This window comes from Streptomyces sp. NPDC042336 (assembly GCF_055581985.1).
Genome location: NZ_JBVJEA010000014.1, coordinates 1 through 21859 on the forward strand (window position 1 = coordinate 1; position 21859 = coordinate 21859).

Genomic DNA, 21859 nt, shown 5'->3' on the forward strand with positions numbered 1-21859 from the left:
GTCGGGCGTGAATGTCGCAATCCACACCGAACCCAGAAGGCCCTCACCCGTTCAAGCACCCAGCACGCGTGTCACCAACGTCCCGGGACAACACAGCTAGAGGGCGTCAGAGGGTGCGCAGGAACTCGGCGACGAGGTCCGTGAAGACGTCGGGACGCTCCATGTTCGGGTAGTGCGCGACCCCTTCGACGGTGACGGAACGGCCGTCCGGGACGGTACGGGCGAGCCGTTCCGCGTCCGCGATCAGATCGGGCGCGTCCAGGGCGCCGTTCACGGCGAGGACCGGGACGCCGATCTTCGGGACCCGGGACCATGTGCCGGTCAGGGGCACGTGGTGGTTCTCCTCGTCCGGCGTGTGCTTGGAGAGGGTGCCGAGGGCCATCTCGCGCACCCGGCGCAGCACGTCGGGGTCGACGTCGTCGAGGGTGCGGTGCTCCCCCGGCACGAAGCGCAGGAAGGCCGTGAGCCAGCCCTCGACGTCCCCGGCGCCCAGGGCGCGGGCCTGGTCGGCGCTCACCTGCCGCACCCATGGGTCGGTGTACTCGAACTCGCTGGTGGACGCCCCGCAGACGACCACCGCGCGGACCAGCTCCGGGTACTCGAGGACCGTGTCGGTGGCGATGGCCCCGCCCATGGACACGCCGACGAGCACCGCGGGGCCGGTGTCCAGGTGGCGCAGCAGGGCGGCCAGGTCGTCCGCCCAGCGGAACGGCCGGGTGGCGTTGGCCGAGGCACCGTGTCCGCGTACGTCGGGGGCGATCACGCGGTACTGGCGGGCCAGGGCCGGGATCTGGGCGTCGAACACGCGGTGGTCGGTGAAGCCGGAGTGCAGCAGGACGACGGGGTCGCCCGCACCGGTGTCGCGGTAGGCGAGATCGCCGTCGGTGGAGGTGAAGAAGCGGAGGTCCGAGGCGGTAGTCATGACAACCAAGGTGTCATGTGAGGATCGACTTGGCAACCTGGGTGTCATGATGGCGGGGTGAACGACATCGACGCACCCCTCCCCCCGGACGCGCTCGCCCGGCGCCTCACCGAGGTGTACGACCTGGTCGGCCCCCTCTACCGGCGCGCGCAGCGCGGTGTCGAGCAGGGCCTGACCGACGACGGCCTGTCGGTGGGCGTCCGCGCCGTGCTGACGATGCTGCGGCGCGGCGGGCCAATGACCGTGCCGCAGATGGGCCGGGCGCAGGCGATCAGCCGTCAGTTCGTCCAGCGGATGGTCAACGACGCCGCCGCCCAGGAGCTGGTGGAGAGCATTCCGAATCCGGCGCACCGCCGGTCCTCGCTGATCCGGCTGACCGCCCGGGGCCGGGAGACGATCGACGAGGTCCTCGACCGGGAGCACCTGCTGCTGCGCGAGGTCGGCTCCGGCCTCACGGACGCCGACGTCACCACCTGCCTGCGGGTGCTCGGGGCCATGCTGACGGCCCTGGACCACGTGGCGGACGCGTGACCTACTCGCCCATCACCAGCCCGTCCCCGGCGGCGCCCCGGCTGAGCACCACGTCGCGGATGCGGTCGCGCACGGCGCGCACGTCGGCGCCCTCGTCGATCGCCCGGTTGAGGTTGACCACCCGGCCGGCGTCGACGTCGAACAGCTGCGGCACGAACTCGGCCTTCGTCACCTTCCAGCGTTCGCCGGCCCGGCCGGGCGGGGCGAAGGTGAAGCGGCCGATGGCCGACTGGTTGCCGCGCGGATCGCGGACCCCCTCGTCGTTGACCATCTCGCCCGCGATCTGGTCCCCCATGCCGTAGACCACCCAGGTGCCGTTGACCTTCTCGTAGGCCTGCGGGACATGGGCGTGGGTGCCGAGGATCAGGTCGATGTCGGGGCGGTCGCCGGTGCGGGCGGCGGTCAGGCTCCGGGCGAGGGCCAGCTGGTCCTGGTCGGGCTCGTCCTGCCACTCGGTGCCCCAGTGCAGCGACACGACGACGACGTCGGCGCCGGCCTTCCGGGCGGCCCGCGCGTCCTCGACGATGCGCGCCTCGTCGATCAGGCCGACCGCCCAGGGCTGGTCCGCGGGCAGCGGGTGGCCGTTGGTGTGGAGGGTGTAGGCGAGGTGGGCCACCTGGGCCCGGCCCGCGCGCAGCACCGTCGCCATGTCCGCCTCGGCCTCGGTGCGCGCCGTACCGGCGTGCCGTACGCCCGCGCGGTCGAGGGCGTCCAGGGTGCGGCGGATGCCGTCGGCGCCGTCGTCGACGCTGTGGTTGGAGGCGGTGGAGCAGCCGTCGTAGCCGGTGGCGGCGAGCGCCTTCGCCACCTCGGGCGGCGACTTGAAGAGCGGGTAGCCGCTGTAGTCGCCGTTCGCGCCGTAGACGGTCTCCATGTGGCACAGCGCGAGGTCGGCCCGCGCGACGACGGGCCGGGCACCGGCGAGCATGGGGCGGAAGTCCCAGCCGGTGCCGCCCGCGTCGAAGCGGGCCCGCTCGATGATCGAGTCGTGCGGGAGCACGTCTCCGGAGGCGACCAGGGTGAAGGCGCCGGTGTCCGCGGCGGACGGGGCCGGCGCCGGCGGCTTCGGCGGTTCGTGGTCGCGGGCCTGGCAGGCCGCGCCCGCGGTGAGGAGGGCGGTCAGGGCCAGGGCCACCTGCCGACTGCGTGTGATCATCCGTTCACTCCGCTGGGTCGCACACACCGATGAAAAGTCACATTTACGTACAAACAGATAGAGAGTCATGACGTGCCACAGGGGCTCCGACACGCTCATTAGCCCGTCCGGCGTGCGCGAAGGGGGTGACCCGACCGCACGCCCGGCGCCCGGCGACCGTTCGTCGAACCGTTCGTCGACGCGATCGACCGTCCGCCGCACACCTGTGCGCGCACCCTGTCCCCGCGCGGCCCCCTGCGGTGCCATACGGCCATGACGGCCGGAATCACCCTGACGGACACGGCGAACGGGACGACCGCCGAGCACGAGCTCGCCGCACTGCAACGCGAGCACGGCCGGCCGCTGTTCGCGCTGCTGCTGCGGCTGAGCGACGGCGACCGGCAGCGCGCCGAGGACCTGGTGCAGGAGACCCTGGTCCGCGCCTGGCAGCACCCCGAGGCCCTGCGCGCCGACGATTTCGACTCCGTACGGCCGTGGCTGCTCACCGTGGCCCGGCGGCTCGCCATCGACGCGCGCCGCGCCCGCCAGGCGCGCCCCCCGGAGGTCGGCGACGCCGTACTGGAAAACGCCCGCGTCTGCGCGGATCACGCCGAACGGGCCGCCGCGGCCCTCGATGTGCGCGAGGCTGTGAAGACACTCACTCCGGAGCACCGTGAAGTCCTGGTGCTGGTGTACTTCCAGGGGGCGAGTGTGGCGGAAGCCGCGGCCGCCCTCGGCATCCCACCCGGTACCGTGAAGTCCCGCGCGTACTACGCGCTGCGCGCCATGCGCAGGGTGCTACCGGGATACGCCGCCGACCTGCGGTGAAACCGGCCTTATGGTCAAGCCTCCGTAAAGCGCCTTGCCCAGGACCCCGGTTGAGTAATCGGCTGTCCTCATCCGTGTTCCGGACGGGGGTCCATGACCCGGGTCGGGCGACGCGCACGCACCGGAGGAAGGCAGGAAGGGATGCTGCACAGAGGTCAAGAGAGCACGGACGGCGCCGGTGGGGGCGAACTGAGCGTTCCCATGGCGTGGTTGTACGCCGAGTACATCGCCGACGAACTGTTGCGGACCGGCGACCTGATGCCGCCGACGTCCTTCGAGTTCCGCGCCGGCCGGGACGCGCTGGCGCTCACCGTCTTCCTGTCCGACACGGAGAACGAGCTGAGCGGCATCCGGGTCGTCACCCACCTGGAGACCTGGCTGTCGCTGACGGCCTACGACCAGCCCTGGCACGAGTGGGTGCACGGACGGCTGGCCGAGGTCACGGCCGAGGCGGTCGCCGCCGGGCGCCACTCGCCCGATCTGGAGCTGGCCCGGGCCGCCTGGCGCTGGCTCCAGGACACCGAACTGCTCGCCCCGGACCTGAACGCGGTACCCGGTGGGGCGGCGGTGACCGGAGAGGACGAGGGACCGAAGGTGTGGACGCCCGCCTGGCAGCTCGGGCTGCCGCTGGGGCACCTCGCCATCCACCTCTTCTAGCCGCCCCGACCGTGCCCGCGGACTTTCCCGCGGGAGGGACCAATCCGCGCCTCGGACCGCTCCGAACACCTTGGTCGCGATTCCGCGGTGGCTTGAGTGATTCGGCGGTCCGTTGCGTACGGGTGGGAGCAAGGAGTAACCCCACCCGCACCCAACGGTACGAGGATTCGGCATGAGGTCCCTGGAAAGGCATCGTGACGCCGGCGCCTACGCGCTCGGCGTGCTGGACGAGGCGGAGGCCTTCCGCTTCGAGGACCACCTCATGGAATGCCCCCGGTGCACGGCCCAGGTGACCGAATTCGGCCCCGCCACCCGCCAGTTGATGCTGTACCGGCAGGCGACTCCCCGTATCGTCCACCCGCTGACCAGGCCCGGACCGCGACTGCTGGACCGGCTGCTGTCCACGGTGGCCACCCGCCGGCGGGCCGGCCGCAGGCGGGTGCTGTACGCCGTGGCCGCCGCCGTCGTGTGCGCCGTGGCCGGGCCCGGCGCCGTGCTGTACGCGGGCCAGGGCGACCGGGCGGCGCCGGTCGCCGCGACCAACGCCAGGACGGGGGTGTGGGCGCGGATCACGGCCGAGGGCGAGACCTGGGGCACGGACGTGCGACTCGAGGTCAAGGACGGGGCCGGCCCGCGTTCGTGCCGGCTCGTCGCAGTCGGCCGCGACGGGACCGAACAGACGGTCACCAGCTGGATGGTCCCCCGGCACGACGCCCGGCCGCACACGATGCGCGGCGGGGCCGCGCTGCATCCCGGCCAGATCGACCGCTACGAGGTGCGCACGGCGGGCGGCGAGCACCTGGTGACGCTGCCGGCCGGATGACCACCGGCCCGGCGACGGCCGTCGCCCGCGGCGCCGCCGTCATTTCAGCAGCCGTGACATCCTGCGGTCCGCCAGCGGTTTGCCGCCGGTCTGGCAGGTCGGGCAGTACTGGAGCGAGGAGTCGCTGAAGGAGACCTCACGGATGGTGTCGCCGCACACCGGGCAGGGTTCTCCGGCGCGGCCGTGGACCCGCAGCCCGCCCTTCTTCTCGGCCTTCAGGCGTCCGGCGGCGATGCCCCGGGAACGGGCCACGGCCTCGGTGAGCGTGGTGCGCAGAGCCGCGTACAGCCGGGCGGTCTCCTCGTCGGTGAGGGAGGCGGCCAGTTTGAACGGGGACATCTTCGCCGCGTGCAGGATCTCGTCGCTGTACGCGTTGCCCACGCCCGCGATCAGGCTCTGGTCGCGCAGGGCGCCCTTGAGCTGCCGCCGCTCACCGTCGAGGAGGGCGGCGAAGCGTGCCTCGTCGAAGTCGTCGGCGAGCGGGTCGGGGCCGAGCCGGGCCACACCCGGCACCTGCCGCGGATCGGCCACGACGTACACCGCGAGCCGCTTCTGCGTGCCCGCCTCCGTCAGGTCGAAGCCCGCGCCGGTCTCCAGGGCGACCCGCAGCGCGAGCGGGCCCTTGCCGGGCTTGGGCATGCCGCTGGGCAGGCCGTCCTTCCAGTGCAGCCAGCCGGCCCGCGCCAGGTGGGTCACCAGGTGCGGGCCGCCGGCCGTCTCCACGTCGAGGAACTTGCCGTGGCGGTGCACGGCCGCCACCCGGTGGCCCTCCAGCGCCGTCAGCGGCGGGTCGTACGTCTTCAGGACGCTGATCGCCACGGGCAGGACCCGGACGATCTCGCGGCCGGTGAGGTGCTCGGTCAGGAAGTCGCGGAGCGCCTCGACCTCGGGCAGTTCTGGCATACGTCCAGGGTGCCACCCGCCTGCGACGGCGGCGGGTCAGCCCGCCCCGTGGGCCACCACGAACTCCGCCCAGACGACCTTGCCGCCGCCGCGTGCCTCCACGCCCCACTCGTCGGCGAGCGTGTCGACCAGCAGCAGGCCCCGCCCGGACACCCCGTCGTCCCCGGCCTCCCGGCGGCGCGGCAGGGCACTGGAGGAGTCCTCGACCTCGACCCGCAGCCGCCGGTCGGTTCCGGTGAGCAGCCGCAGGGTGACGATCGCGGAGCCCTCGGTGTGCATGAGGGCGTTGGTCATCAGCTCGTCGGCGACCAGTTCGATCTCGTCGCTCTGGCCCCGGGCGCCCCAGGACCGGACCGCGGCGCGGATCATGTGCCGGGCCTCGGTGAGGCCCTCAGGGTCGCCCGGGGAGACGTGCTGCTGCACCCGGCCGAAGGTCCGGGGGGCGCCCAGGCCGTGGCGGCGCAGCACCAGCAGCGCGACGTCGTCGTCGCCGCGCCGCTCGTCGACCACGTCGATCAGCCGGTCGGCCAGGTCCCGCACGTCCTGCGGCCCGGAGGTGATCAGCGCCGTGAGGACGTCCATGCCCTCGTCGAGGTCGGCCCCCGGCTGCTCGACCAGGCCGTCGGTGCACAGCAGCAGGGTGTTTCCCGGGTCCAGTTCCAGGGTGGCGACCGGATAGGCGAGGCGCCCGAACTCGGCGGACAGTCCGAGCGGCAGCCCGCCCTCGACGCGCACGAGGCGGCAGGTGCCGTCGCCGAAGCGCAGCAGCGGGTCGATGTGTCCGGCGCGGACCACCTGGACCACTCCGGTACCCAGGTCGGCCTCGGCGTACAGGCAGGTCGCGAAGCGGTCGGTGTCCAGTTCGTGCAGGAAGACGGAGGCCCGGGCCATCACCGTGGCCGGGGGGTGGCCCTCGGCCGCGTAGGCCCGCAGTACGATGCGCAGCTGGCCCATGACGGCGGCGGCGTGCGTGTCATGGCCCTGGACGTCGCCGATGACGGCGCCGACGCGCCCGCCGGGCAGCGGGATCAGGTCGTACCAGTCGCCGCCGATGTCCCGGCCGAGGGCGCCCCCGATGGAGGCCGCGCGGTAGCGGACGGCGACGTCGCAGCCGGGCACGCTGGGGATGGTGCGCGGCAGCATGGCCTGCTGGAGCCCCTCGGCGAGGTCCATCTCCTGCTCGTAGAGCATGGCCCGCTGGAGGCTCTGCGCGATGCCGCTGCCGAGCGCGACCAGCACGTTGCGGTCCTCCGGGGAGAAGCCGTGCCGGTCGCTGTAGAGCAGCCCGATGGCGCCGATGGGCCGGGCCTGCGCGATCAGGGGGAGGTAGGCGGCCGCGGTGATGTCGAGGTGGGTGATGTCCTGCCACAGCCGGGGGTAGCGCTCCGCGAACTCCTCCGGCGACTCGATGAAGCGAGGGCTCAGGGTCCGTACGGCCTCGCTCATCGGGTACGGCTCGTCGATCCGGGTGACCCGGGTCCCGGGGACGAAGCTGTTCTCGGGGCCGTCGGCGACCAGCCGGATGCGGCCGGCCTCGACCAGGCCCATCACCAGGCTGGTGGCGCCCAGCCGGGTGAGTCCGTGGGTGTCGCGCAGCACGTCGATGACGTCGTCGACCGTGCGGGCGTGCGCGAGGGCGGCCGTGGCGAGCTGGACGACGTTGGTGAGCCGGCGGCGTGCCTCGTCCTGCTCCGCCTGCTCCCGGTTGACCGCGATGTCGGCCACCTCCTGGGTGGCGTCGCGGACGATGCCGATGATCCGGCGGGGGCGGCCGGTCTCGTCCCGGCGGATGTAGCCCTGGGTGTGGGTCCAGCGCAGGGTGCCGTCGCGGCGGCGCAGCCGGAAGTAGGTGCCGTAGGTCTCGCTGCCGTCCTTCATGGCCCGGGCGACGATGGTGTCCATGCGGCGGCTCTCCGCCGTGGGCACGCGCAGCGCCAATGACTCGGGGCGCCCGTCGTACTCCTCCGGGCGCAGGTCGAACACCTCGTGGGCCTGGGCGTCCATGTGGAACAGACCGGCGTCCAGGTCCCAGTCGAAGCTGCCCATGCGGTTGAGCGCCAGGATCGGGTCCGGGTGGGCGGGCCAGTCGTCCGGGAGTGACGGGGCGCTCGCTCCCCGATCAGACATGGACCCCACCTTGCCAGGATTTGTCCGAATCTTCGACTCCTGGTGCCGGACGGGATGAATTCGGTTCCTGGTGCCGGAGAGGGGGAAAGGTCCGCAGGGGGCCCGGCCCGGCGGGGTACACGGTGCGGGTACGAGAGGAGCCCGGCCGTGGAGTGGTTCACCGCACCCGACTACTGGCTGGCCCGGCTGGTCTTCCAGCGGGCCCTGGCCGTCGTGTACCTGGTCGCGTTCCTGACGGCCGCCCTGCAGTTCCGGGCGCTGCTCGGCGAGCGGGGTCTGACCCCGGTGCCCCGCTTCGTCGAGCGGGTGCCGTTCCGGCGGGCGCCCAGCCTGTTCCAGTGGCGCTATTCGGACCGGCTCTTCGCGGGCTGCGCCTGGGCGGGCTGCGCGGTGTCGGCGGCGCTGGCGGCCGGGCTGGACTCGCTGCTGCCGCTGTGGGGCGCGATGCTGCTGTGGCTGGTGCCGTGGGCGCTGTACCTCTCGATCGTCAACGTCGGACAGACCTGGTACTCGTTCGGCTGGGAGTCGCTGCTGCTGGAGACCGGCTTCGTCGCCGTGTTCCTGGGCAACGAGGAGGTGGCGCCGCCGGTCGTGGTGCTGTTCCTGCTGCGCTGGCTGCTGTTCCGGGTGGAGTTCGGGGCCGGTCTGATCAAGATGCGCGGCGACGAGTGCTGGCGGAAGCTGACCTGCCTGGACCACCACCACGAGACCCAGCCGATGCCGGGCCCGCTGAGCTGGTTCTTCCACCACCTCCCCCGGCCCCTGCACCGTGTCGAGGTGGCCGCGAACCACGTCACGCAGCTGGTGGTGCCCTTCCTGCTGTTCGCCCCGCACCCCGTGTCGACGGCCGCCGCCGCGCTGATGATCGCCACCCAGCTGTGGCTGGTGCTCTCGGGCAACTTCTCCTGGCTCAACTGGATCACCATCGTGCTGGCCCTGTCCGTGGTCCGCTTCCCGGCCGACGCCCCGTCCGCGGCCGCCGCGCCGCTCTGGTACGAGGTCGTGGTCCTGGCGGTGGCGGCGATGCTGGTGTTCCTGAGCCACCGGCCGGTGCGCAACATGATCTCCCGACGCCAGGTGATGAACCGCTCCTTCGACTCGCTCCACCTGGTCAACACCTACGGCGCCTTCGGCTCCGTCAGCAGGGTCCGCTACGAGGTCGTGGTCGAGGGCACCGCCGACGAGGTGGCCAGGAAGGACGGCGACTGGCGGGAGTACGAGTTCAAGGGCAAGCCCGGTGACCCGCGCCGCTGGCCGCGCCAGTTCGCGCCGTACCACCTGCGCCTCGACTGGCTGATGTGGTTCGCCGCGCTGTCTCCCTCATACGCCGGTTCGTGGTTCGGCACCTTCGTGGAAAGGCTGCTGGAGAACGACCGCGCCACGCTGCGGCTGCTGCGCCGCTCACCGTTCCCGCCCGACACGCCACCACGCTTCGTACGGGCCCGGCTGTTCCGCTACCGGTACACGACCTGGCGGGAGCTGCGGGAGACGGGCGCGTGCTGGCAGCGGACGTATGTCCGGGAGTACCTGCCGCCGACCCGGCTGACCGGGACGAGGGAACGGTCCTAGCCGTGCGGGCCCGGCTCACCGTTCGCGGGTGGGCCGGGCCCGCCGGAGGCGTCAGGCGCGCTTCAGCCGCAGGGTCATCAGCTGGAACGGACGCAGCCGTACGGTGATCCGGTCGCCGTCCGGCCGGGGGGCCTCCGTGTCCGCCAGCGGGCGCTCCAGCAGGTCGGTCACCTGCACGTCCGTGACCGCGAACCCGGTGGTGAGCGTGGCGCGGGCCCGGCCGCCGTGGGCCTCGTGGAAGCGGACCACGACGTCGCCGCTGCCGTCGTCGGCGAGCTTGACGGCGGTGAGGACGACCGCGTCCCGGTCCACCGTGACGAGCGGCGCGACCCCGTCGGTGCCGCCCGTGAGGTGCCGCTCCGGCAGGTTGATCCGCCAGCCCTCGCGCACCGCGTCCCCGATGCCCGCGCCGGGCACCAGCGCGTGCCGGAAGCGGTGCACGCCCTGGTCGGTCTCGGGGTCGGGGAAGCGCGGGGCGCGCAGCAGGGACACGCGCACCGTGGTGGTCGTACCGGCGTCGCCGTCGGTGCGGACGGTGCGGGTGACGTCGTGGCCGTACGTCGAGTCGTTGACGACGGCGACGCCCCAGCCGGGCTCCTCCAGATGGACGAAGCGGTGGTTGCACGCCTCGAACTTGGCTGCCTCCCAGCTGGTGTTGGTGTGGGTGGGCCGGTGGAAGTGCCCGAACTGGGTCTCCGAGGCGTACCGTTCGGCGTGCACGTCGAGGGGGAAGGCGAGCTTGAGGAACTTCTCCGTCTCGTGCCAGTCGACCTCGGTGTCCACCTCCAGCCGCCGCTCCCCCGGTGCCAGGGTCAGTACCTGGGTGACGCGGGAGGAGCCGAAGGAGCGGACGATCCGCACCGAGGCGCCGTCGTCGCCGGGGGCGACCTCGTCGGCGTCGGTGAGGTCGGTGACCGTGTTGCGGTAGAACTCGTCGACGTCCCAGGCGTCCCACATGTTCGGGAAGTCCGGGTGGAGCTGGAGCAGGTTGCCCGCCCCGCCCGGCGCGATCGTCTCGCGGTCGGCGGCGAGGTCGTACGCCGACACCACCAGCCCCCGGTCGTCGATCTCGACGCGCAGGAGGCCGTTGTCCAGGACGTGGCCGCCGCCGGGGCGGGGGGTGAGCCGGGTGCGGTCCTCGGTGGCGGGGGCCGCGGCGGCGCCCGCCGGGACCCCGGCCCGCGCGTGCGGGGCGGAGTTGAAGACCAGCGGGGTGTCGCCCTCGCCGGCCAGGGCGCGCTGGGCGGCGTCGATGATGCCGTTCAGTTCGGCCGCGACCCGGTCGTAGGTGGCGCGGGCCTCGCGGTGCACCCAGGCGATGGAGGAGCCGGGCAGGATGTCATGGAACTGGTGCAGCAGGACAGTCTTCCAGATGCGGTCCAGGTCGTCGTACGGGTAGGGGAACCCGGCGCGCACCGCCGCCGTTGCCGCCCACAGCTCGGCCTCGCGCAGCAGGTGCTCGCTGCGGCGGTTGCCCTGCTTGGTCTTGGCCTGGCTGGTGAGGGTGGCGCGGTGCAGTTCGAGGTACAGCTCGCCGACCCAGACCGGCGGCTCGGGGTTCTCGGCCTCGGCCTTCTCGAAGAAGGCGTGCGGGGTCTCCCACTCGACGGTGGCCGAGCCCTCCAGGTCGCGCAGCCGGGCCGCCTTGGCGACCATCTCGCGGGTGGTGCCGCCGCCTCCGTCGCCCCAGCCGGTGGGGGCGAGGGAGTGCCGGGCGACACCCTTGTCCTTGAAGTTCTTCGCCGCGTGGGCGATCTCGCTGCCCTTCATCGAGCAGTTGTAGGTGTCGACGGGCGGGAAGTGGGTGAAGATCCGGGTGCCGTCGATGCCCTCCCAGCGGAAGGTGTGGTGCGGGAACTTGTTCGTCTGCGACCAGGAGATCTTCTGCGTCAGCAGGTACTTGGCGCCGGCCGCCTTGATGATCTGCGGGAGGCCGGCCGCGAAGCCGAAGGTGTCCGGCAGCCACGCCTCGTCGTTCTCGACACCGAACTCGTCGAGGAAGAAACGCTTGCCGTGCACGAACTGCCGGGCCATCGCCTCCGAGCCGGGCATGTTGGTGTCCGACTCCACCCACATGCCGCCGGCCGGCACGAACCGGCCGTCGGCGACCGCCTTCTTGACCCGCGCCCACACCTCGGGCCGGTGGTCGCGCACCCATGCCCACTGCTGGGCCTGCGACATGGCGAAGACGAAGTCCGGCTCGTCCTCCAGGAGGGCGGTCATGTTGGAGGTGGTGCGCGCCACCTTGCGCACGGTCTCGCGCAGCGGCCACAGCCACGCCGAGTCGATGTGCGCGTGCCCGACGGCGCTGATGCGGTGCGCGGAGGGGACGGCGGGCGCCGACAGCACCTGGGTGAGGCGGGAACGCGCCCGCTGGGCCGTGCCGTTGACGTCCTGGAGGTCGATGGCGTCCAGCGCCTTGTCGACGGCGCGCAGGATCTCCCAGCGGCGCGGCGACTCCACCGGCAGCTCGGCCATCAGCTCACCGAGCACCTCAAGGTCGAGCACCAGGTTCCACACCGTCTCGTCGAGGACGGCGAGGTCCATGCGGGCGAGGGTGTACTGCGGTTCGCTGCCCGCGGTGTCCTTGTCGCCGAGCTGGGTGGGCACGAAGGGGTGGTAGTCGAGGATGACGGGGTTGGAGGCCGCCTCGACGTGCAGGCGCACCTGCTCGCCGCCCTCGACGGGGGCGCCGATCCGCACCCACTGGTTGCGCGGGTTGAGGCCCTTCACGGGAGTGCCGTCGGGGCGGTAGACCAGCCCCTCGCACTGGAAGCCGGGCATGTTCTCGTCGAAGCCGAGGTCGAGGATCGCCTCGACGGTCTTCCCGGCCCACTCCTTCGGCACGGTTCCGGTGACGCGGAACCAGCTGGTGCCCCAGGGCGCGCCCCAGCGGGCGCCGACCTCGATGGGCCGCGGTTCGGCCGCGAGTCCCTCCTCGACCGGGACGGGCTCGCCGGGCGCGTCCCAGACGGCCACGTCCAGCGGTACGGACTCGGGGTAGAGGGCGGGGCGCAGGCGCTCGTCAAGGACACGCTTGAGGCGGGCTTCGACCAGGGTGCGGTCGTCATGCATGCGGGTGCTCCGGGGTCGGGGGCGGGTGATTGCCAGAGGTTGGGTGGGTGGTGGCGGGGGCCGACGTCAGGTACAGCTCCCCAGCGGCACGCGCTTCGAATCGTGCGGCGTCCTCGTTCTGCCGCGCCGGGTGGGGGTCACGGGGCGGTCACCCGGTCGGGGGTGACGACCTCGGTGATGCCGCGGGCCGCGAGGTGTCCGCTGTCGGCGGCGAGCGTGTCGAGGACGGTGGTGGGGCGGGCGCCGTCGGCGACCAGCCGGAAGAAGGCGTCGAAGACGGCGCCGCCGGGAGCGCAGGCCGAGCGCCCGGCGGGGTCGGCCGGAACGGCGAGGGCCGTGGTGCGGGGGGCCGGGGCCGGGCGGGCGCCCTCGCGGGCCGCACGTGCCGCGCTCGCCAGGACCCGTGCCGTGTCCTTGGGGCGGCGGTCGTTGGTGAGGAGCCCGAGCCCGTACTCCAGCTCGGGGAAGTCGGCCAGCGCCCGGGACACGTCGTGGGAGCACCACCAGGTGACGCCCCACAGGTCGGGGCAGTCCAGGGCGTTCTCGACGGTCGCCTCGGTGAAGGCGGCGGCGTGCTCCGCGGGGACGAGGGGTGCGGGGGCGCCGACCTCCTGGAGCCAGACCGGGCGGTGCGGGTCCTCGGCCCAGGCCTTGCTCAGCTCGATCAGGTAGGCGGCGTGGTGCTCGCTGGGCACGGAGGCGCGGCCGTGGCGCTGCGCGGTGCCGTTGAAGACCCAGGAGTGCACCGCCGTGACGGCGCCCCGCCGGGCGGCCTGGGCCGGGGTGAAGGGCTGGTCGTCCTGGTACCAGGTGGCGTCGTACTCGGCGTGCAGGTGCAGCCGGCCCGGGGCGCCCTCCTCGCAGGCGGCCAGCATCCGCTCCAGCCAGGCGTCGATCTGGGCGCTGGTGGCGCGGTCCGGGTCGGGGTGGGGTCCGGCGGAGAACTGGTTGACCTCGTTGCCGAGGGTCATGCCGAGGAAGTTGGCGCGGCCGGCCAGGGCGGCGGCGAGGGTGCGCAGGTAGGCGGCCTGGCCTTCGATGACGTCGGGGTCGGTGAACAGGTTGCGCCGGTGCCAGGTGCGGGTCCAGGCGGGCACGTAGTCGAAGCTGCTCAGATGGCCCTGGAGGCCGTCCACGTTGACGTCGAGGCCGCGTTCACCGGCCGCGTCGACCAGCGCCACCAGGTCCTCGACCGCGCGCTCGCGGATGAGGGCGCGGTTGGGCTGGAAGTAGGGCCACAGCGGGAAGACGCGGACGTGGTCCACGTCCAGGGCTGCGATGGAGTCCAGGTCGGCGCGTACGGAGTCGAGGTCGAAGTCGAGCCAGTGGTGGAACCACCCCACGCTCGGGGTGTAGTTGACGCCGAAGCGCACGGCAGAAGGCATGCGGTGTCCTTGTGAGGGGGAAACGGGTGGTTCAGCCCTTGACGGCGCCCTCGCCCACGCCGCGGAAGAAGTACCGCTGGAGGCAGGCGAAGAGGACGATCAGCGGCGCCACGGCGATGATCGTGCCCGCGGCGACGAGGCGTTCGTCGTTGGCGAAGGTGCCGTGCAGATAGTTCAGGCCGATGGTCAGGGTGAACTTGGAGGGGTCGCTCAGCACGATCAGGGGCCACAGGAAGTCGTCCCAGGCGCCCATGAAGGCGAAGATCGCGACGACGGCGAGGGTGCCCTTCACCGCGGGCAGCGCGATCCGGTAGAACCGCTGCCAGACGTTGGCGCCGTCGACGAAGGCGGCCTCCTCGATCTCGTAGGGGAGGTTGAGGAAGGCGTTGCGCATCAGCAGCACGTTCAGGGCGCTGACGCAGCCGGGCAGGAGCACGCCGACCAGGGTGTTGTTGAGCCCCAGCTCCCGCATGGTGGTGAACTGGGCGATGATGATGCCCTCCACCGGCACGAGCATGGCCAGGATGAACACCAGCGTGGCGACGCGCCGGCCCCGGTAGCGCAGCCGGGCCAGGGCGTACCCGGCGAGGGCGGCGCCGACGCAGTTGGTGACGACGTTGGCCGCGGCGACCTTCAGCGAGTTCAGGGCGTAGTCCCACACCGGGATGGTGTCGGCGACCCGCTCGTAGTTGTGCAGGGTGGGATCGGAGGGCAGGAACTTCGGCGGGGAGCTGAAGATGTCCTCGGTGGGTCCCTTGAGCGAGGTCGACAGCTGCCACAGGAACGGCCCGATGGTCAGGGCCAGGACACCGAGCAGCAGCAGGTAGCGCAGGGCCAGTTCCCAGCCTTGTACCCGGCGGCCGTGCTCGTCGGTGATCCGGGGTTCGCGTTCCCGGGTCCCGAAGGCGGCCCGGGGCTTGCCGGCGGGCCGGGTCTTCTGGGCGAGGCTCATGACTCCTCCTTCCGGTCCGCGCGCAGGACGAGCAGCATCAGGACGACGGTCACGATGAAGACGACGACGGAGATGGCGGAGGCGTAGCCGACCCGGCCGGTCAGACCGGTGCCGGTGCGCTGGACCAGCATCACCAGGGTGGTGTCCTCGCCGGCCGGGCCGCCGCTCGGGCCCGCCATCAGGTACACCTCGGAGAAGACCTTGAAGGCGGCGACCGAGGAGAGCGCCGCGACCAGGACCATGGTGGAGCGGACCGCGGGCACCGTGACGGTGAGGAAGCGGCGGACCGCGCCCGCGCCGTCCACGGCGGCGGCCTCGTGCAGCTCGCGGGGCACGTTGGCCAGCGCCGCCAGGTAAATGATCATGTAGTAGCCGAGGCCCTTCCAGACCGTGACGCCCATCGCGCTGAGCAGGATCAGCCACTGGTCGCTGAGGAAGCCGACCGGACTGGCGTCGAGCGTCTCCAGCAGGGAGTTGACCAGGCCGCGCTCGTCGAGGAGCCAGACCCAGATCAGCCCGACGACGACGATCGAGGCGACGACCGGGGTGTAGAAGGCCGAGCGGAAGAAGGTGATGCCGGGGATGTTCTTCTGCACCAGCAGCGCGAGCAGCAGCGGCAGCAGGACCAGCGCGGGGACGACCCCGAGGACGTACAGGGAGCTGTTGCGCAGGCCGATCCAGAACATGTCGTCGTGGAGCAGCTCGCGGAAGTTGGCGAGGCCCACGAACTCGCCCGGGACCAGCGTGCGGCGGTCGGTGAAGGAGTTGACGAGGGTGGAGACGAAGGGGTACAGGATGAACGCGCCGGTGATCAGCAGACCGGGCGCGGCGAACAGCCAGGGGCTGGTGGGCAGTTGGCGCCGCACGCGTCGGGCGCCGCCCTTGCGGGTGTCCGGGGTGCCGGTGGTGAGGGTGGGACTCGCCATGATGTCTCAGCCCTGCTGCTGAAGGAGCCGGTCGCACGCCTTGACAGCGTTGTCGAGGGCTTCCTTCGGGCTCTGCTTGCCCTGGAGCGCCTTGGCGACCTCGTTGCGCAGCTCGGTCTTCATCTGCTCGCTGAACAGCACGGGCGTGTAGTTGACGGCCGTCTTCAGCGACTTGGCGGCGGCGATCCGGACGCGGGTCTCGTCGGTGCCGTCCTCCTTGGTGAAGTACGGGTCGTCCAGCGAACCGGCGGTGCTCGGGAAGATGGCGACCTGCTTGGCGAACGACATCTGGTGCGCGGCGTCGGTGGCGTAGTGCGCGAAGGCGACCGCGGCGGGCTTGCGCTGGCTCTGCGCGTTCACCATCAGGCCCATCACGTACATGTTGACGTGGCCGGTGCTGGTGATCTGGTCGGTGATGCCGATGTTCTTGTACAGGTTCGGCGCCTGCTTCTTGAAGTTGGCGAGGTCGAGCGCGCTGCCCGGGTTCATGGCGACGGCGCCGGTGAGGAACTTCTTCCCGGAGGACTCGGGGGTGGCGGTCAGCGCCTGCGGGTCGAGGGCCTTGGCGTCGTACAGCTCCTTGTAGCGGGTGAGGAGCTGGACGCCCTTGGCGTCGTTGAACGCGAAGGCGGTGCCCTCCTTGTTCATCAGCGGTACGCCGTAGCGGCCGAAGTCCTCGATGGTGGGCACGTTGGCGAGCGTGGCGACCTCGCCGTCGGTCTTGTCGGCGATCTTCAGCGCGGCGTCGAAGACCTCGTCGTACGTCTTCGGCGGCTGCTCGGGATCGAGTCCGGCCTTCTCGAAGAGGGACTTGTTGTAGAAGAGCGGACCGGTGTTGAGGTACCAGGGGAAGGCGTAGGTGCCGTCCATGCCCGGTATCCGGTGGCTGGCCCAGGCCCCTTCCAGGTACTCCTTCTCGTACTGGCCGGCGGCCTTGTCCAGGTCGAGGGCGAGGCCCGCCTTGGCGAGCGGGGCGACCAGGTCCGGGGAGACGTTGACGACGTCGGGGAGGGTGCCGCCGGCGGCGTCGGCGCTGATCTTGTCGGCGTAGCCCTCGCCGGGCTGGTCGACCCACTTGACGTGGGTGCCGGGGTACTTCTTCTCGAAGTCGGCGATCAGGTTCTCGAAGTAGTCCTTGAAGTTGGCCCGCAGGTTCCAGGTCTGGAAGGTGATGTCTCCCTCGACCTTGCCCGAGGCGTCGGTCGAGCCGCCGCCGTCACCCCCGGAGCCGCAGGCGCTGAGCGGCAGGACGAGGGCGGCGACGGCTGCGGCGGCGAATGTTCTGCGCGAGGTGGGCACGGTGACACGTCTCCCTGAAGGACGTCGGCGGTGGGATGCCAGCGACCATGCACGGCGATTCCTCGGAAAGTCAATGGATTCACGCCAACTAAAGCAGACGACCCAGCATTAGTCCAGGTCAGAGCGGTGTGCCGGGCAGCTTGCCAGGAACCACTAATGCGCTTTAGGATCCTTCCACTCAAGCGCTTTAGCTCTCACCGCTCGCACCGAGGAAAGGAGCGCGCATGCCGGCCAAGCGGCCCGCCGCGCGCCGGCCGACGATGAAGGACATCGCGCGCCGTGCCGGGGTCTCCGAGAGCGCGGTGTCGTTCGCGCTGAACGACCGGCCGGGGGTCTCCGAGGTCACCCGGGACCGGGTGCGCCGGGTGGCCGAGCAGCTCGGCTGGCGGCCCAGCACGGCGGCGCGCGCGCTGTCCGGGGAGGGCGCGGCGACGGTCGGCTTGGTGCTGGCGCGGCCCGCGCACACCCTCGGCGTCGACTCCTTCTTCCTGCAACTGGTCTCGGGCATCCAGGAGGTGCTGGCCGGGCGCCATCTTGGGCTGCTGTTCCAGGTGGCGCGGGACGTCGAGGACGAGTGCGCGGTGTACCGGCGCTGGTGGGCCGAACACCGGGTGGACGGCGTCCTCGTGGTGGACCCGCGCACCGACGATCCGCGCCCGGACCTGCTCGACGAACTGGGCCTGCCCGCCGTGGTGATCGGCGGGGCGCCGGACGAGCGCCACCCGGGGCTGTCGACGGTGTGGGCGGACGACGCGGGTGCGATGGCCGCGCTGGTGGACGGGCTGTACGCGCTCGGGCACCGGCGGATCGTGCACATCGCCGGGCTGTCGGACCTGGCCCACACCGAACGCCGTATCCGCGCCCTGCGCGCGGAGGCCGGGCGGCGCGGTCTCGGTGAGGTCGAGTCGGTGACGACCGACTACTCGGACGCCGAGGGCGCGGCCGTCACCCACCGGGTGCTCGAGGCGCCCGCTCCCCCGACCGCCCTGATCTACGACAACGACGTGATGGCCGTCGCCGGGGTCGCCGCCGCGACCGGACTCGGCTTCTCGGTACCGGCGGACGTGTCCGTGGTGGCCTGGGAGGACTCGGCGCTGTGCCGCATGGTCAAGCCGTGGCTGTCCGCCCTGTCCCGGGACAGTGTGGAGTTCGGCCGCACGGCCGCGACGGAGCTGACCGCCCTGCTCGACGGCGGCCCGGCCCGGAAGGTGCGGGTACCGGTGCCGCGCCTGATCGAGCGGGACAGCACGGGAGTGGTGCGGCCCTCGGCCTGAAGGCCGGGGCGGAACGGCCCGGGCCCCGGCCGACAGGTCCCGGCGTCGCCCTTCGACGCCGCTCCGGCGCCGAAGGGCGCCTGCGGGACCCCGACCGCACAAACGGCATGCCCGCCCGCGGTCCGCCCGTGCCCCCCGCGCACGCCCCGCACGATGAGCACCGACCACCGCCGTTCACCGGTGAGCGGCGGGCCCGACGGCCCTCCCCACGGGCCCGCACTCCCGCCACGCACGCCCGGGACCGTCGCCGACCGCAGAAGAGGCCGCCGACCACGGAAGACAGAACCCCCGCGCACGCCCCGCACGATGAGCACCGACCACCGCCGCTCACCGGTGAGCGGCGGGCCCGTGGCGATTCCGGCGGCTGCGGGCTCTCGACGTGCGCGCCCGGGACGGGCAGAGTGCTGTCCTGCGTACTCGCCAGTAATCCGCATCCCCGTTCCCGCACCCCTAGGAGCCCTCCGTGACCGACTGGGCCGGCCGGACCGCCGTCGAGATCGCCGCCGCCGTACGGGAGAAGCGGGCCACGCCCCGCGAGGTGGTGGCGGAGCACCTGGCCCGCATCGAGCGGCTCGACGGCCGCGTCGGCGCCTTCCGCGCGGTGCGGGCCCAGGCCGCGCTGGCCGAGGCGGAGGAGGTGGCCGCCCGGGGCGATCTGGGCGAACTGCCGCTGGCCGGCGTGCCGGTGGCGGTCAAGGACAATCTCGCGGTGCGCGGGGAGTCCACCCGCGTCGGCACGGCCGCCACGCCGCACACGCCCGCGGACGCCGACCATGTCACCGTGGCCCGGCTGCGGGCGGCCGGCGCGGTGGTGGTGGGGCTGACGAACGTGCCGGAGCTGTGCGTGTTCGGCACCACCGAGGGGGTGCTGGGCACGGCCCGCAACCCGTGGGACCCGGCCCGCTCGGCGGGCGGTTCGTCGGGCGGCAGCGCGGCCGCGGTCGCCGCCGGGATGGTGCCGCTCGCGCTCGGCAACGACGGCATGGGCTCGCTGCGCATCCCCGCGGCCAACTGCGGTCTGGTCACCCTCAAGCCGGGCCGGGGTGTGGTGCCGGCCGGCATCGGCGAGGGCGACTGGTTCGGCATGTCCGAGAACGGGCCGCTGGCCACGACGGTCGCCGACGCCCGCCTGATGCTCGCGGTCCTCGCGGACGGAGCCCTGCCGGACCGCGAGGACTCCGGCGCCCTCCGCGTCGCCGCCTCGCTGCGCAGCCCCCTGGCGGGCGTCCCCGTCTCACGGCCCTACGCGCGGGCCGTGCGCGAGGCGGCCGGGGTCCTGATGAAGGCGGGGCACCAGGTGCGGCGGGCGGACCCGCCCTATCCGGCGTCTCTGGGCGTGACCGCTCTGACCCACTGGACGGCCGGTACGTCGGTGGACGCACGGGACCTGGACCGCCGGCTGCTGACCAGGCGCACCCGGGTGCACGCGGCCCTCGGGCGGCGCTTCGTCGGCCGGGTGGCGGCGGGCGGGGGCCGGGAGCGGCTGCGCGGGCGCCTGGAGCCGTTCTTCACCGAGTACGACGTCCTGCTCACCCCGGCGCTGGCCCGCCGCTCCCCCGCGGCGGGGCCCTGGCACGAGCGGGGCTGGCTGCGCAACGTGGTGGCGAACTCCGCGTACTCGCCGTTCACTCCACCGTGGAACCTGACCGGCTGGCCCGCGATGTCGGTGCCGTTCGGCACGCTGGACTCGGGCGCCCCCTGCGCCGTACAGCTGGTGGGGCGCCCGGGGTCGGAGGCGGCGCTGCTGGAGCTGGCGGAGCGGATCGAGGCGCTGCGGCCCTGGCGGCGGACGGCGCCGCTCGACTGAGGTGCTTACAGGGCCCGGTGCATGACGTGCAGGCCGACCCGTCCGTGCCGCGGGTGGTCGAAGGCGTCCGGGACGGTGCCGAGGATCGTGAAGCCGAGGGAGGTCCACAGCCGTACGGCGGGGTTGGTCTCGACGACGGCGTTGAAGACCATGCCCCGGTACCCGTCGGCCCTGGCGGCGTCCAGGACGTACTCGGCGAGGGCCCTGCCGGTGCCGCGTCCCGCCCGGCCGGGGTCCACCATGAAGCCGGCGTTGGCGATGCGGGCAGCGGGTCCGCCGTAGTTGGGGGTGAGGTAGGCGGAGGCGACGACGGCACCGCTGTCGTCCTCGGCGACGAAGACCCGCTTGGCGGGGTTCATCCACAGGGCCCGCGCCTCCTCCTCGGAGGTCTCCGGGTCCCAGGCGTAGGTCTCGCCGGCGGCGACGATACGGTGCCAGAAGGGCCAGATGTGCGGCCAGTCGCCGGCCGCGGCTTCCCTGATCAGCATGGGCGTGAGTGTGGCACGCCCATGCGCTCGGCTGCCTCGGCGGGTGGCGGGCGGGTCAGTCCACGCTCGGCAGGATGTGCGGCTCGGCGAGGTCCTCCTCGTAGCCCGCGAGGCGGATGGGGGCGGAGCGCGCCCACACGTCGAGGCTGCCGATCTCGCCGGGCCGGCGGCGGGCGCGCCCGCCGCGTTCCTCGGTGCGTCGTTCTGGCTTGGTCGTCGTTTCCGGTGTCACCGCGCACTCCTTATGTGTCGGGTCACCCTCGGGGCCTGTCGGCGCCGGTCTCCTGTCCGGCGCCCGGCGCCCGCCCGGGTGTGAGTCGAAGCAGTTCGGACGCGGTGGCGCCGGTAACTCGTGCGGAGGCGAACCGCTGTGAACCGGCTCGCCCGATGACGGACCCCGGGTGTGGGTAGTGCCCTGTGCCGCCGTCCGTCCGATCCAGACTAACCAAATGAGCGGGGGTGCGCTCTATGGGGCTCAAAAGATGGGAGAACCATTGCCCTTCGCTCCGTGCGCAGTTGACCCGAGTCTGCACCGGTTCATCCGCTTCCGCACCGTGCGCAACTCACCCGTTTGGCCTAAATCGGCGTCCACACCTTCGAATGTCGGCGGTGACCGTCACGCAGTTCAGTTGCTGTTGGCCGCGCCGCAAGCTCGCCATGGTCCGCTGCTTGTCGGCAACGGCTGTCTCGTGGGAGGACCGAGGCATGGAACTGCGCAGCGTCGAGGAGCTGATGGATCTGCTGTACGCCTGCCGGGTCGAGCGGCCCGCGGCCGGGCCCGGCCGCGTGCCCGGGGATCCGTACGGCCACGCGCTGCGCACGGCCGCGCTGCTGCGACGGCGCCGCCCCGCCGACAAGGAGCTCCAGGTCGCGGGGCTGGTGGCGCCCGTGGGCCGGCTGCTGTGGCCCGGCAGCCCGGCCGCCAGGACCGCCGATGCGGTACGGCCGCTGCTCGGCGCGCGCGTCGCCCGCCTGGTGCGCCGTCGGGCCGACCCGGAGATCTCGGCCCACGACGAGGATCTGGTCAGCCTGCGCCAGGCCGACGAGGAGGCCCGCACCGCCGACTTCGACGCCGGGGTCCTGGAGGACTGGCGCACGGTGCTGGAGCTGACGGCGGCGCGGAACTCGCGGCTGGGCGCGGTCGACTGAGGCTCCGCC

General features: G+C 72.6%; 19 protein-coding genes. 8 read left to right on the plus strand and 11 right to left on the minus strand.

Annotated features, from left to right (window positions below; genetic code table 11):
* Nucleotides 1-106 precede the first annotated feature (106 nt).
* Complete coding sequence (locus ACZ6IM_RS27050; RefSeq protein ID WP_052843345.1) at nt 107-922, minus strand: alpha/beta fold hydrolase; 816 nt, start codon at nt 920-922, stop codon at nt 107-109.
* A 57-nt stretch (nt 923-979) separates the two neighbouring features.
* Between ACZ6IM_RS27050 and ACZ6IM_RS27055 the strand changes: the two genes are divergently transcribed.
* Nucleotides 980-1453, plus strand: a complete 474-nt coding sequence (locus tag ACZ6IM_RS27055) for a MarR family winged helix-turn-helix transcriptional regulator (RefSeq protein WP_052843346.1) — start codon at nt 980-982, stop codon at nt 1451-1453.
* Nucleotide 1454: 1 nt separating this feature from the next.
* Here the strand turns inward: ACZ6IM_RS27055 and ACZ6IM_RS27060 are convergent, their stop codons facing one another.
* Nucleotides 1455-2609, minus strand: coding sequence for a CapA family protein (locus tag ACZ6IM_RS27060; protein WP_469559780.1), 1155 nt, complete (start codon nt 2607-2609; stop codon nt 1455-1457).
* Nucleotides 2610-2861: 252 nt separating this feature from the next.
* Between ACZ6IM_RS27060 and ACZ6IM_RS27065 the strand changes: the two genes are divergently transcribed.
* The 3 genes from ACZ6IM_RS27065 to ACZ6IM_RS27075 all read left to right on the plus strand — a co-directional run bounded on the left by ACZ6IM_RS27065 (nt 2862) and on the right by ACZ6IM_RS27075 (nt 4896).
* Nucleotides 2862-3416, plus strand: a complete 555-nt coding sequence (locus ACZ6IM_RS27065; protein WP_003977918.1) for a sigma-70 family RNA polymerase sigma factor — start codon at nt 2862-2864, stop codon at nt 3414-3416.
* 141 nt (nt 3417-3557) lie between these two features.
* Complete coding sequence (locus tag ACZ6IM_RS27070) at nt 3558-4073, plus strand: hypothetical protein (RefSeq protein WP_052843350.1); 516 nt, start codon at nt 3558-3560, stop codon at nt 4071-4073.
* A 172-nt stretch (nt 4074-4245) separates the two neighbouring features.
* On the plus strand, nt 4246-4896 hold the full coding sequence (locus ACZ6IM_RS27075) for a zf-HC2 domain-containing protein (protein WP_469559784.1): 651 nt from the start codon (nt 4246-4248) through the stop codon (nt 4894-4896).
* 39 nt (nt 4897-4935) lie between these two features.
* Here the strand turns inward: ACZ6IM_RS27075 and ACZ6IM_RS27080 are convergent, their stop codons facing one another.
* Both ACZ6IM_RS27080 and ACZ6IM_RS27085 read right to left on the minus strand, forming a co-directional pair.
* Nucleotides 4936-5799: an Fpg/Nei family DNA glycosylase gene (locus ACZ6IM_RS27080; protein WP_052843354.1), complete on the minus strand. Its 864-nt coding sequence runs from the start codon at nt 5797-5799 to the stop codon at nt 4936-4938.
* 36 nt (nt 5800-5835) lie between these two features.
* Nucleotides 5836-7926: a SpoIIE family protein phosphatase gene (locus ACZ6IM_RS27085; RefSeq protein ID WP_052843356.1), complete on the minus strand. Its 2091-nt coding sequence runs from the start codon at nt 7924-7926 to the stop codon at nt 5836-5838.
* A 147-nt stretch (nt 7927-8073) separates the two neighbouring features.
* On the opposite strand from ACZ6IM_RS27085, the gene ACZ6IM_RS27090 reads away from it, so the two are divergent.
* On the plus strand, nt 8074-9495 hold the full coding sequence (locus tag ACZ6IM_RS27090; RefSeq protein ID WP_469559787.1) for a lipase maturation factor family protein: 1422 nt from the start codon (nt 8074-8076) through the stop codon (nt 9493-9495).
* Nucleotides 9496-9546: 51 nt separating this feature from the next.
* On the opposite strand, the gene ACZ6IM_RS27095 is transcribed toward ACZ6IM_RS27090, so the two are convergent.
* From ACZ6IM_RS27095 to ACZ6IM_RS27115, 5 genes are all read right to left on the minus strand, one after another.
* Nucleotides 9547-12570, minus strand: coding sequence for an alpha-mannosidase (locus tag ACZ6IM_RS27095; RefSeq protein ID WP_052843360.1), 3024 nt, complete (start codon nt 12568-12570; stop codon nt 9547-9549).
* A 137-nt stretch (nt 12571-12707) separates the two neighbouring features.
* Entirely contained in the window at nt 12708-13955 is a 1248-nt protein-coding gene (locus tag ACZ6IM_RS27100) for a glycoside hydrolase 5 family protein (protein WP_469559790.1), read from the minus strand.
* Between the two features lie 31 nt (nt 13956-13986).
* Nucleotides 13987-14907: a carbohydrate ABC transporter permease gene (locus ACZ6IM_RS27105; RefSeq protein WP_469559793.1), complete on the minus strand. Its 921-nt coding sequence runs from the start codon at nt 14905-14907 to the stop codon at nt 13987-13989.
* Nucleotides 14904-15833, minus strand: a complete 930-nt coding sequence (locus tag ACZ6IM_RS27110; protein ID WP_469559796.1) for a carbohydrate ABC transporter permease — start codon at nt 15831-15833, stop codon at nt 14904-14906. The genes ACZ6IM_RS27105 and ACZ6IM_RS27110 overlap by 4 nt, the downstream gene beginning before the upstream one ends.
* A 6-nt stretch (nt 15834-15839) precedes the next feature.
* Nucleotides 15840-17132 carry an ABC transporter substrate-binding protein gene (locus ACZ6IM_RS27115; protein ID WP_052843369.1) on the minus strand — a complete coding sequence of 431 codons (1293 nt, stop codon included), beginning with the start codon at nt 17130-17132 and terminating at the stop codon, nt 15840-15842.
* A gap of 224 nt (nt 17133-17356) precedes the next feature.
* On the opposite strand from ACZ6IM_RS27115, the gene ACZ6IM_RS27120 reads away from it, so the two are divergent.
* Complete coding sequence (locus ACZ6IM_RS27120) at nt 17357-18406, plus strand: LacI family DNA-binding transcriptional regulator (RefSeq protein ID WP_469559799.1); 1050 nt, start codon at nt 17357-17359, stop codon at nt 18404-18406.
* 463 nt (nt 18407-18869) lie between these two features.
* Nucleotides 18870-20213, plus strand: a complete 1344-nt coding sequence (locus ACZ6IM_RS27125) for an amidase family protein (protein ID WP_052843374.1) — start codon at nt 18870-18872, stop codon at nt 20211-20213.
* 5 nt (nt 20214-20218) lie between these two features.
* Here ACZ6IM_RS27125 and ACZ6IM_RS27130 read toward each other — a convergent pair whose 3' ends face one another.
* Both ACZ6IM_RS27130 and ACZ6IM_RS27135 read right to left on the minus strand, forming a co-directional pair.
* Nucleotides 20219-20701 (minus strand): GNAT family N-acetyltransferase, encoded by a 483-nt coding sequence (locus ACZ6IM_RS27130; protein ID WP_052843376.1) that lies wholly within the window; start codon nt 20699-20701, stop codon nt 20219-20221.
* A gap of 55 nt (nt 20702-20756) precedes the next feature.
* Nucleotides 20757-20933 carry a hypothetical protein gene (locus ACZ6IM_RS27135; protein WP_052843378.1) on the minus strand — a complete coding sequence of 59 codons (177 nt, stop codon included), beginning with the start codon at nt 20931-20933 and terminating at the stop codon, nt 20757-20759.
* Between the two features lie 473 nt (nt 20934-21406).
* On the opposite strand from ACZ6IM_RS27135, the gene ACZ6IM_RS27140 reads away from it, so the two are divergent.
* A complete protein-coding gene (locus ACZ6IM_RS27140; RefSeq protein WP_469559803.1) occupies nt 21407-21850 on the plus strand; it encodes a hypothetical protein in 444 nt (147 codons plus the stop codon).
* Nucleotides 21851-21859 lie beyond the last annotated feature (9 nt).